Consider the following 11,886-nt stretch of genomic DNA (forward strand, 5'->3'; position numbering starts at 1 on the left):
TGCATGTTTGAATTGAGTTTTGGTGAAATCTTATTGTTCACCACTGTGGCTTTAATCGTACTAGGACCGGAGCGTTTGCCGGTCTTAGCCCGTTTTTTGGGCCGTAGTTTGGCAAAAATACAAAATATGGTTCACAATGCTAAGGCTGAGTTAGGCGCAGACATGGGCTTGCAAGACTTCCAGCAAATGAAAGCCGATTTGCAAGCATCGGCGCAAAGTTTGAAAGACGATTTACAGCAACAAGCGCAGCAAATCCAACAAGACATACAGCCGTCTTTACCTTCTTGGCACCATTCTCATTGGTCTCAGGAGGAAGATGAAGACATGCTTGCAGAGCGTGTTTGGACTGCGCAGCAACAGCAACATTTGCCTAAGACAACGCTCGCACAACAAAGCCGCCAACGCCGTAAAAACATTCGTCCGTATCAACATATCAATCCTCGCGCCAAGCGCATCGGTGCTCGCCGTCAACACAAACAGATTTCTCATGGATGAAACCCAACCTTTAATCAGCCATTTGGTTGAATTGCGCAGCCGTTTGATTCGCATCATCATAGGCTTGCTTGTGTGTTTTTTTGCTTTGATGCCATTTTCTGAGCAGTTATACACTTTTGTTGCCAATCCGCTGATGGCCAATTTACCAGCGGGCAATCAAATGATTGCCATCGATGTTATTACGCCCTTTTTTGTGCCAGTCAAAGTCACTTTGATGTTGGCGTTTTTAATCAGTTTGCCCAATACTTTGTGGCAAGTATGGGCATTTGTGGCACCGGGCTTGTACCAAACAGAGAAACGTTTGGTGATTCCTTTGGTCATATCAACAGTTTTGTTGTTTTTTGTAGGTATGGCGTTTGCCTACTATTTGGTGTTTCCAACTATTTTCCATTTTTTAGCCCAAGTGACGCCTGAGGGTGTGAGCATGGCCACTGACATCGATAAATATTTGTCATTTGTCTTAGGTATGTTTGTGGCTTTTGGTATCGCATTTGAAACGCCTGTGGTGGTGGTCTTGTTGTGCCGTATGGGTATTGTGTCTTTGGAAAAACTGCGCGCGGCACGTTCGTATGTGATTGTGGGGGCATTTGTGGTAGCTGCGATTGTGACGCCACCTGATGTATTGTCACAAATTTTCTTGGCAGTACCATTGATTATTTTGTATGAGTTAGGTCTGCAAATGTGCCGTTTTGTGAAGCCTAAAACATCTGAAGCGGATGAGATAACGGCATCGCAATTGCCAGAGTAATGAAACTGTGGGTTTAAAATAGAGACGGCCTATGCTCTGTGAGCATGGCCGTTATTGTGTTGATGGGAGTGGCTTGTCATAGATTGGCAAATCATTCAATGAAGATGGGGTGTTTAATGGCAACATTGAACAAAAAACAGTGGTTCAGATAAAAGCAGTGCGTTTGTGCTTGGGTTATATATTGGCCGTAATGGCTGTGATGTCTGTGGTGGTGGTGCCATTTTTGATGAATCGGCGCATTGGTCCGCAAACAGGTTTGATCATTGAATCGGTGAGCATCATCTTGGCTTTGCTGTTGGTCATGGGCGTGGCTTTGATGGGGTATTTGCGTCATAAACCACCTCTTATTAGCATGGTATTCATCGGTTTTGCTGCATGGATTGCAGTGCAAGGGCGCTTGCTAGGCTTGGATTGGTTGTCGCAAATTGATTTGGCGGCAATGGTGGTGTTGGTGGCAGCTGTGGCTGCGTGGGCTTTACACAGTTGGCAACAAGAATCTGATGTCGATGTCTTTCGTTATTTGGCTTGGGGTTTGGTGTTGGGTGTTTTGTTGCAAAGCGCAGTGATGTGGTTGCAATACTTTGGTTTAACCAAGCATTTTCATGGCTATCTGTCTTATTCACAGCCGACTAATATTATGGGGCAATTGGGGCAGCGCAATCATCTAGGTCATTATTTGATGTGGGGTATGGTTGTTATTTTGTACCTGCAACAAGCCCGTTTGATGAGTCGATTATTGGCCGCTTTGTTGATTGCATGGTTGGGTTTGAGCATCGGCTTAATCGGCTCACGCACGTTGATTGTGTACTTGCTTGTGATTGGTTTTTGGGCATGTGTGTGGCGCCTGCGTGTCGGCAAAGCTTGGCAAGCATCTTGGTATTGGACAATGGGTGCGTTGTTGTGGGTTTTGGCTGTACAGTTTGGCTTGAAAAAAGTATTGGCATTTTTTTCAGGGGCGACTACGACCACAGGCTTAGAGCGTGTGACCGCTGCCAAAACCGTGGTCGATTCTGCGCGCAGCGTGGAGTGGCTCAAAGCTTGGCAAGCCTTTTTAAATAGTCCTTGGTGGGGACATGGTTGGGGCAGTGGTGCTTCGCAAAGTTTTTGGCGGCATGGGGATGGTCTGCTCAGTGCCCGAGCAGATGTCTTGTTTACGCATAACCACAATACAATATTGCAGTTGTTATTAGAAGTGGGTGTGATAGGTTGTGTTGGCTTGTTGATAGGTTTGTTGTGTTTGGTTTGGCGTTGTGTGGTGTTTGCCAAGCGTCCTGAAAGCTTTGCGATTTTGGCGATGGTTTCGGTCAGCTTGTGTCATAGCTTATTGGAATACCCACTTTGGTATGTGTATTTTTTACTGCCGTTTGCATTGTTTTTGGCGTTGGTGCCACATCACACACATCGTTATCCAACGGCAAGCCCCCATTCATGGCATCGTTTGAACATGACTTTGGGAATATTGGCATTGGTTGCTTTATTGGGAACGGTGCGCCTGTTATTTGTGTATCAAGATATTGTATCGGTATATGGCATTGCCAAAGGCGAGAGCGCGCAAGTGGCTCAGCAGAAAAAAGCCCAAATCAATGCTTTGCTCAAGCATGAATATTTGTTATATTATTATGTTGGAATGGCTTTGATGGAACGCAGTTTTAGCCCTTATCAAGACATGTCCGTGAATAATGAAGTTGAAAATGCGCGTGTGGTGGCGACGTACCGTCCTTATCCAAGTTATGCCATTCGTTGGGGCATGTACCAATATCGTATGGGGCAACGTGATGAGGCAACCGCATGGCTAGAGCAAGTGTGGCGTTATTATCCGAATCAATTGGATGGGCATATCAAAGCCATGCAAAACTCGCCTTATTATGTGGATTTGTTGCCATTGGCACAAAAACGCTGTTTGGAATATCGAGAACGGATAAAAATCAAATGCTCTTTCGCTGAAGCCAATTAATTCATCATAAAAAAAGCGTCCTGTAAAAGTTTACAGGACGCTTTTAAAATGGCTAGTGATGCGTTTATTCCGCTTCTATGATTTGCGCATCTTGATTGCTAGGCGTACCAAACACGGAGTTCAAGGTGTCAAAGACAGGCTCAGGTGGCGGCAATAAACTGCTTAAATTTAAGCGATTGGCATCTAGCATAGGATAATGGCTAAACGTCACTTGATAACCGCCATTGCTGGTAGATTGCAAATGTGCTTGAGCACCCAAAGGCATCGTCACTTTATTGGTAATGTGACCAAATGGAAAACCTGTTAATACAGGCACGCCTGTGGTGTTTTGAATCGTGTGTACCACACTAGACAAATTATAGCTGGCATCATACGAATCGCGAATATTGCCCATGCGAAAATCACCCAACACTATCGCTTGTTGTTTCTTCAAAACGCCTGCCAAATGCAAGGTTTGCAAAGCACGTTCGATGCGATACGGCTGCTCGTTCACATCTTCTAAAAACAAAATACCGCCTTCAATATTGGGCATATAAGGCGTGCCTGCTAAAGATTGCAGGACGCTTAAATTACCACCCCAAAATTTGCCGCTCACATTCAGATTGTGAGCTTGGATTTGACCAACATAAATGGTGTTTTGGCTTTTGGTTGTGGTGTCGATGAAGTTTTGCATTGTATACGGGCTAGGGCTAGGGCTGCCAAACTCGCTGTACAACATGGGACCTGCGATGCTAGGCACGCCTGTTTGCGCTAACAAAGCCAATTGAATGGCGCAAATATCGCTGTAACCCATCAACAAAGTGCCTTGCTCACGCATGCGCCCGCCTAAGCCATCCCAATTAATGTGAGGCAACAAGCGAATGGCACCATAACCGCCACGTGCGCCCAATAAAATTTTAGGCGTGGCCACTTGACCTGTGGCGACGGCTTGCAAATCTTGAATACGTTGACCATCGCTGCCTGCAAAACGTTGGAAACGGCGGTAGGCAGCTTCGGTATTGCTCACTTGAAAGCCACATGATTGTAAACGCTGTATGCCAGTGGTGACACGGTCGGTACGGTCTAAAAAGCCTGAGCAGGCAAAAATTCGCAACAAAGTGCTGTCTCCCATGACGTGTTGTGGTGGGCGTGGTGTTTGAGTGGATGGTTGTGTTGGGGTCACGGTTTTGGGCGTGCCGCAAGCGGTCAAGACAGCGGCTCCCACGCCAGCGCTGCCATAGCTTAAGATGCGGCGGCGAGAAATAGATTGGTCCAACATAAAAACTCCTTAAGCATTCAAAGCTTCGGTCAAGTGTAAACGCCAATTATCAGGTAGCTTAGGGACATGATGATGACGTGGGCTAGACCAAATAGAATCGGGATAATAAGCATCGTCTTCAAAACGAGCAATCACATGCCAATGTTGATGCGGCACCATGGTGCCAAAACTGGCCAAATTGATTTTGATGGGATTGAAAATGTCGCGCATGATGGTTTCTACTTGGTAGACCACATGCATCAAATATTGGCGTTGGGATTCGGTTAAGTCGGTCATTTCGGCAACATGATCTTGCCAAATAACGCGGCAATAAGCAGGTGTCAAGACTTGGTCGGTCACCAAAATCACCCGTACCATCTCATCTTGATACAAAATTGTTTCGCCTTGGGTTTGGCACAAAGGACATTTAGCCATGACAACACTCACAAAATAGAATAAACCACATTATAACGGCACAAAACCACAGGCGGTATAAACAATACAAAAGCGTCCTGTAAAGATTTACAGGACGCTTTGAGTATGAAGCTTGGCTAAAACTTATGCTTGCTGGTCGTCTTGGCGTTGTGCTTCAACCGCAGCCACAGCCACCATATTGATGATGCGGCGTACCGATGAAATTGGCGTTAAGATGTGAACTGGCTTGTTCAAACCCATCAAGATAGGACCAATGGTCACGCCATCAGCAGCAGACACACGCAGCAAGTTGTAGCTGATGCTGGCCGCTTCGATATTAGGCATCACCAACAAGTTTGCCGAGCCAGTCAAGCTAGACTCAGGCAAAATCGATTGACGCATGTCTTCCATCAATGCCACATCACCTTGCATCTCGCCATCCACTTCCAATTCAGGCGATTGCTCTTGCAGCATGGCCAAAGTTTCTTGCATCAAGCGTGAGCTTGGATTGTCAATCGAACCGAAGTTAGAATTAGACAACAACGCAGCTTTAGGCTCGATACCGAAACGGCGCATTTCTGTGGCAGCCATTTGTGTAATTTTGGTCAATTGCTTGGCCGTTGGGTCAGAATTCACATAAGTATCGGTGATGAAGACATTGCCACGAGGCAAAATCAAAGCGTTCATGGCACCTGCCACTTGTTCATCGTTGTCGTAACCAATCACCGATTCTAAAGTGTCAAAATGCTCTTTATAACGACCAAACGTACCGCAAATCAAAGCGTCTGCATCGCCTCGGTTGACCATCAATGCGCCAATCAAAGTGGTGTTGCCAATCACACGACGGCGCGCCATTTCTTCGGTTACGCCTTTGCGCTTCATCAATTGGTAGTACTCACCCCAATAATCACGGTAGCGTGGGTCGCTTTGGTTGTTCACCAATTCAAAGTCTTTGCCAGCTTGAATGGTCAAGCCCAAATCTTTGATGCGTTTTTCAATCACTTCAGGGCGGCCAATCAGCACTGGGAATGCCAATTTTTGTGACACGATGTGTTGGGTGGCGTGTAAGACACGGCTGTCTTCGCCTTCACACAATACCACGCGTTTCAATTGGGTTTTGGCTTTGGTGAAGACTGGTTTCATGAACAAGTTAGACTTGTAAACGAATTGTTCCAATTTCTCAACGTAAGCATCAAAGTCTTCAATCGGACGCGTCGCCACACCTGAATCCATCGCAGCTTTCGCCACAGCAGGCGCAATTTTCACAATCAAACGAGGATCAAATGGTTTTGGAATCAAGTATTCACGACCAAAAGACAAGCCTGTTTCGCCATAAGCAGAAGCCACACGGTCGTTTTGTTCCGCCAAAGCCAAATCAGCAATGGCCAATACGCAAGCGACTTTCATCTCTTCGTTGATGGTCGATGCGCCCACATCCAAAGCACCACGGAAGATGAATGGGAAGCACAATACATTGTTCACTTGATTAGGGAAGTCTGAGCGGCCTGTACCGATGATGACATCAGGACGCGCAGCAATCGCTTCAGGTGGCCAAATTTCAGGTTGTGGGTTGGCCAAAGCCAATACGATAGGGTCTTGATTCATGGTTTTGAGCATGTCTACGCTCAATACATTTGGACCTGATAAACCTAAGAAAATGTCTTTGCCAGCAACGGCATCGGCCAAAACACGTTGACCATTGTCTTCGATGGCGTAACGTTGTTTGGATACATCCATTTTTTCGTCACGGCCATGGAAAATCACGCCTTTAGAGTCACACACGGTGATGTTTTCACGTGTCATGCCCAAAGCCACCAACAAATCCAAACAAGCAATCGCTGCCGCACCTGCACCTGAACACACCAATTTGACATCTTTAATGTCTTTTTCAATCACGCGCAAACCGTTTAAAACGGCAGCAGTGGTTATGATGGCAGTACCGTGTTGGTCGTCATGGAATACTGGAATGTTGGTGCGTTCGCGCAATTTTTGTTCGATGTAAAAACATTCTGGCGCTTTGATGTCTTCTAAGTTGATGCCGCCGAAAGTAGGCTCTAAAGAAGCGATGATGTCGACCAATTTGTCTGGATCGGTTTCGTTGACTTCGATGTCAAATACATCAATGCCAGCGAATTTTTTGAACAAAACGCCTTTGCCTTCCATCACAGGTTTACCAGCCAAAGCGCCAATATTACCCAATCCCAAAACAGCCGTACCGTTAGAAATCACCGCGACCAAATTGCCACGAGCGGTGTATTTGTATGATGCCAATGGGTCATTGTAAATTTCCATACAAGGCGCAGCCACGCCTGGGGAGTAAGCCAAAGCCAAATCGTATTGAGTGGCCAATGGTTTGGTCGGAGTGATTTGAATTTTACCCGGATTCGGATATTCGTGAAAATTGAGCGCGGCTTCTTTGAGCAACTCATCCATAAAACATTTCTCCAAAAATCTACTATGCTAGTGTGTGCTATTGTGCTACGAAGTAACAACTGTGGCATATTTTGGTATGAACGGCAAGCAAGGTTTGTACTTGACTGGCTGTTGGCTTTGTATATGCCACTGCTCTGAAATCGTCTTGGATTCTAACATACCACTGTTGGGTTTTGGGTAATGGCTTGAGGTTCAATCTAGATAGGTGCAATTGTGTGTCAATCGCAGATAATGTGGCAGTATGATTCTATTTATGTGCCATAAAATAGCATAAAAATGGATTTAAATCACTGCTTTGCGCTATATTAAGATGTCAATTTGATATTGAAATAGTCTTTTATATTTTTGAGTCCATATAAATATCCAGCCATTGTACAAGTCAAAAAATTGCATAATATGAAAAATCGATATGAACCCATCTTGGTTTGGTTAAATCATTATGATGCCAATGAATGCTTGCATCAATACTCAAATATCCGTATGTAATTATTAATATGTCATTTTGAGATATGCTTGCATAAAGTCAATATCTATCATGGTTTTGAAGTGGTTTGCAGATGAAACATTTGTAAAATTGGCATACACTGACAGCATTTTGAATGAAAACTAAGTTTTAAGCATCATGAAGCTTCAAGCTTAGATAAAAACAGTCTTGAGAGAATCCATATTATGATTAAATTGACCTTGAGTTTACAGGACGCTCATGCGCATTTGTGGCATGTTCGCTGTGAGTGGACGGTATTGCATGACCAAGAGGTGCAAATAATACATTTGGCTGATTGGGTGCCAGGCAGCTATATGATACGTGATTTTTCACGTCATATTGTGAGCATGCAAGCTGCTGCCAATAATGTGGCGATTGATTTGTTGCAATTGGATAAGAGTCGTTGGCAATTGGCAGGGCATGCGGGCTATTATTGCGTGGAATATGAATTGTATGCTTTTGATTTGTCAGTGCGTGCCAGTTATTTGGATGGACAATATGGTTTTGCCGATGGTGCGTGTTGGATGCCATGGTTAGAGCATCGCCAAGATGAAGCTTATGAAGTCCAAGTGGATTTGGGTATTTGGGGACGTGAACAAGCGTGGGAGATTGCCACTACAATGCGTCCTGTATCTGAAAATGTGTTTCAGGCCGCTTCTTATTGGGAAGCGATAGACCACCCGATCACCATGGGTTGTTTGCGCACATTTGATTTGAATGTTTTAGGCTTGCCGCATCAAGTGGTCATCAGTGGGGCAAGTTTGGCATTTGATGTGGATCGCTTGTTGGCGGATGTAGAGAAAATTTGTGCAGCGCAAATTGAAATGTTTGGTGCTGCACCGTTTGAGCGTTATATCTTCATGTTGTATGTGGGCGACAAAGTTTATGGCGGTTTGGAGCATCGTTCATCTACTGCGTTGATGGCAGACCGTTGGTGTTTGCCTAAGCTGGGTGCCAAAGAGCGTTCAGACGAGTATTTGCAATTGTTGGGTTTAATCAGTCATGAATATTTTCATGCGTGGAATGTGAAAGCCATCAAGCCCGCTGCATTCGATCCGTATGAATTACATCATGAGCAGCATACAGAACAATTGTGGGCATTTGAAGGCATTACTTCGTATTACGATGATTTGATTTTGCAACGCTCAGGCGTGATGTCGACCCCACAATACTTAACCCAATTGGCCAAAACCATCACCCGAGTTGAGCAAGGTCAAGGCGTCCTGAAACAATCTTTGGCTCAATCGAGCATGGATGCGTGGACCAAATATTACAAACAAAACGAAAATTCAGCCAATGCCATCACCAGTTATTACCAAAAAGGCGCTTTGGCGGCTTTGGTGTTGGATTTGTATTTGCGTCGAGAAACCGATGGTGAATTCAGTTTAGACGATGTCATGCGTGCTTTGTACCGCCGTTATTTACAGGACGGTAAAGGCATTAGCGAGGCGCAATGGCGACAATTGGTGTGTGATGTGACGGGCGTGAATGTGCAAGATTTGTTACATCGCATCATTGATACCACCGAGGTTTTACCGTTGGCGGTTTTATTGAATGAATTTGGTTTGAAGTTGCAACGTGTGGCGCAGCCTGAATCTCAGTCAGCTTGGGTGAAAGCTTTGCCTGCTGTAGCGGCACAAGCTGCGACGGCTTTTGGTGCCAAATACAGTATGGATGCCACAGGAATGAAAATCACCAGTGTGGTCAGTGGCGGTAGCGCTGAGCAAGCGGGTTTGGCGGCTGGCGATGTGGTGATTGCCATGGCCAATTTGCACATCAAGCAATTTGATGTCATTTGGTCTAATTTGGAAGTGGATGACAGCATTGGTGTGCATTACTTCCGTCAAGGTGTGTTGTATCAAACACAGCTACATGTTCAGGCCGCTTTGGCAACAACGGTGTTGCTGCATACGGAAGATGAGCAGTTGTTGTCTTATTGGTTGCCTCAGTGGCAATGATTACAAGTGAAGGAATGAAAATGAACTTGGCCTTATTGGTAGAAAATTTATACGTATCCAATCAATTACAATCAGAAGAAGATGTACAAAAACTGGCTGACGTCGGTGTCAAATACCTGATGTGTAACCGTCCTGATGGCGAAGAAGCCGCACAAGCGAGTTTTGAGCAAGTGACTGCTTGGGCGCATGCGCACGGCATCGAAACCACGCATTTGCCTGTGGTCATGAATCAAATGAATATGGAAGATGTGAGTCAGTTTGCACAATGGTTTGCGCAACATGAAGGTGATGTCAAAGGTGTGTATTGCCGTACTGGTACACGCAGCAGTTTGTTATGGGCTTTGTCACAAGTGGATTTGGGCAAGGTCAATGCCATCGAAGCCATTACCACAGTGGCGCAATCAGGCCGCAACATCAGTGGTGCAGCGATGATGTTGCAACAATTGGAACCGCATACCAAAGAAGCTTAATTGGAAGTTTTAGGCCAAGCTGCGCGCCATTGTTCAGCTTGGTCATAATAGGCATACAGCGCTTGAGCATCACCTTGTTTGATTAAGGTTTTCAGGCGCTGTAATTGCATTTGTTGTTCGTCTATTAATTTGAGCAAACTGTCTTGGTTGGCAAAACTGACATCCGTCCAAATGGCAGGATGGCTGGCGGCAATGCGGCTAAAATCTCGAAAGCCAGAACCAGCATAATCCAATGCTTGCTCCCCCAATTTTTGTCCTACCACGGCGTGCATATAGCTGTATGCAATCAAATGAGGCAAATGGCTGACCATGGCCAGAATTTCATCGTGTTCAGAGGGTGACAATTCAGAAACCACAGCACCTGTGGCCTGCCACAATTGCCATATTTTTTGATAGCTGTCGGAGTTTTGTTGTGTATGCGGACACAAAATCAATTTCTTATTTTCAAACAAACGAAATTGCGCCGCCATGGCACCATGTCGGTCTGAACCTGCAATCGGATGTGTCGCCACAAAGCGTTCAAAATGTTCGGGCAAAACCCGCGCGATATTGTCGATGGTGGTTTGTTTGGTGCTGCCCACATCAATCAAGGTACAGGTATGATTGAGCCAAGGTTTTAAGGCTTGTGCAATTTGGGCAACAGTCCCCACAGGCGTGGCCAAGATGATCAAATCCGCTTGCGTGATACGCTCATCCATAATGGTACTGGCGCTGTGGATGACATGGCGCTCTAATGCGCGCTCAAGATTGGCGGCATCCAAGTCCACACCATGCACATGCCCAATCAATTGTTGGCGTTTTAAGTCCAAAACCAATGAGCCACCAATCAAACCCACGCCAATCAACACCACGTTTTCAAACAACACAGACATTTACAGGCCGCCTCTTAATGCTGTTGCCACAATTGGCAAAATTGTTGCCAATGTTCATGTGGATGGGCGTGTAAGTAGTTGTATAAGCGTTCTATTTCGGCTTGGTAAGTGGGTTTTTGCAATGCGCCGCGCAATAATTGAAAGCGCAAGAACATCAAATAAGTATTGGCAGCATCGGTTTCGCAATAATCGCGAATTTCTTGAATGCGACCTTCTTGGTAAGCTGGCCACACTTGAGAGCCATCCATACCCATTTTGCCAGGAAAGCCACACAGCTTGGCCATTTGGTCTAATGGTGCGTTGGCGCGGCCATTGTACAAAGCCAAAACGTCCATCAAGTCGCAATGGCGCATTTGGTAGCGGCTGATGTAATTATTCCATTTGAAATCGCGGCTATCGGCAAAATCACCTTCGCCCAGATCCCAATAACGGGCGGCACTGATGCCATGAATCATGCTGCGATAATGTAAGACAGGTAAGTCAAAACCACTGCCATTCCAGCTGACCAATTGCGGTGTATAGCGCTCAATCAAACCAAAAAATTTGATTAAGATAGAAGCTTCTGAGTCGCCGACTTCACCTATGGTACTGACATGGATTTTGTCATCGCTCCAACGCAGACAACATGAAATCGCCACCACTTTGTGCAAGTGTAACGGTAAAAAATCGCTGCCATTTTGGGCGCGGCGTTGTTGCAACGCGTATTCCACTACATCGGCATCGCTGATGTCTTTGGGGAAATCGTTCAATACACGAATGGCGTGGGCATCGGGAATGGTTTCAATGTCAAAGGCAAGAATCGGTGTCATGGCGAGGCTCTT

Annotated in this window: 10 protein-coding genes; 5 read left to right on the forward strand and 5 right to left on the reverse strand. The window is 45.5% G+C overall.

Features of this window, described 5'->3' with window-relative positions; translation table 11 throughout:
- The first annotated feature begins 3 nt into the window (after nucleotides 1-3).
- The 3 genes from tatB (at nucleotide 4) to H150_RS0102980 (ending at nucleotide 3,197) form a co-directional block, all read left to right on the forward strand.
- Nucleotides 4-495, forward strand: a complete 492-nt coding sequence (tatB, locus tag H150_RS14680; RefSeq protein WP_019957560.1) for a Sec-independent protein translocase protein TatB — start codon at nucleotides 4-6, stop codon at nucleotides 493-495.
- A complete protein-coding gene (tatC, locus tag H150_RS0102975; RefSeq protein WP_019957561.1) occupies nucleotides 488-1,243 on the forward strand; it encodes a twin-arginine translocase subunit TatC in 756 nt (251 codons plus the stop codon). The genes tatB and tatC overlap by 8 nt, the downstream gene beginning before the upstream one ends.
- 109 nt (nucleotides 1,244-1,352) lie before the next feature.
- Nucleotides 1,353-3,197, forward strand: coding sequence for a PglL family O-oligosaccharyltransferase (locus H150_RS0102980; RefSeq protein WP_019957562.1), 1,845 nt, complete (start codon nucleotides 1,353-1,355; stop codon nucleotides 3,195-3,197).
- Between the two features lie 64 nt (nucleotides 3,198-3,261).
- On the opposite strand, the gene H150_RS0102985 is transcribed toward H150_RS0102980, so the two are convergent.
- The 3 genes from H150_RS0102985 to H150_RS0102995 form a co-directional block, all read right to left on the reverse strand.
- Nucleotides 3,262-4,455 carry an LD-carboxypeptidase gene (locus H150_RS0102985; protein ID WP_019957563.1) on the reverse strand — a complete coding sequence of 398 codons (1,194 nt, stop codon included), beginning with the start codon at nucleotides 4,453-4,455 and terminating at the stop codon, nucleotides 3,262-3,264.
- Between the two features lie 9 nt (nucleotides 4,456-4,464).
- Complete coding sequence (locus H150_RS0102990) at nucleotides 4,465-4,869, reverse strand: HIT family protein (RefSeq protein ID WP_019957564.1); 405 nt, start codon at nucleotides 4,867-4,869, stop codon at nucleotides 4,465-4,467.
- A gap of 123 nt (nucleotides 4,870-4,992) precedes the next feature.
- Entirely contained in the window at nucleotides 4,993-7,281 is a 2,289-nt protein-coding gene (locus tag H150_RS0102995) for an NADP-dependent malic enzyme (RefSeq protein WP_019957565.1), read from the reverse strand.
- A gap of 669 nt (nucleotides 7,282-7,950) precedes the next feature.
- On the opposite strand from H150_RS0102995, the gene H150_RS0103000 reads away from it, so the two are divergent.
- Together H150_RS0103000 and H150_RS0103005 are read left to right on the forward strand one after the other, a co-directional pair.
- On the forward strand, nucleotides 7,951-9,723 hold the full coding sequence (locus tag H150_RS0103000) for a M61 family metallopeptidase (protein WP_019957566.1): 1,773 nt from the start codon (nucleotides 7,951-7,953) through the stop codon (nucleotides 9,721-9,723).
- A gap of 20 nt (nucleotides 9,724-9,743) precedes the next feature.
- A complete protein-coding gene (locus H150_RS0103005; protein WP_019957567.1) occupies nucleotides 9,744-10,193 on the forward strand; it encodes a protein tyrosine phosphatase family protein in 450 nt (149 codons plus the stop codon).
- On the opposite strand, the gene H150_RS0103010 is transcribed toward H150_RS0103005, so the two are convergent.
- The gene (locus tag H150_RS0103010; protein ID WP_019957568.1) at nucleotides 10,190-11,065 is read right to left on the reverse strand and encodes a prephenate dehydrogenase; all 876 of its coding nucleotides are present in this window, start codon (nucleotides 11,063-11,065) and stop codon (nucleotides 10,190-10,192) included. The two genes, H150_RS0103005 and H150_RS0103010, sit on opposite strands and share 4 nt — an antisense overlap.
- Before the next feature lie 14 nt (nucleotides 11,066-11,079).
- Complete coding sequence (locus H150_RS0103015; RefSeq protein ID WP_019957569.1) at nucleotides 11,080-11,874, reverse strand: 3'-5' exonuclease; 795 nt, start codon at nucleotides 11,872-11,874, stop codon at nucleotides 11,080-11,082.
- Nucleotides 11,875-11,886: the final 12 nt, after the last annotated feature.

It is taken from the genome of Vitreoscilla stercoraria DSM 513, from assembly GCF_000382305.1.
Taxonomy (GTDB): Bacteria; Pseudomonadota; Gammaproteobacteria; order Burkholderiales; family Neisseriaceae; genus Vitreoscilla; species Vitreoscilla stercoraria.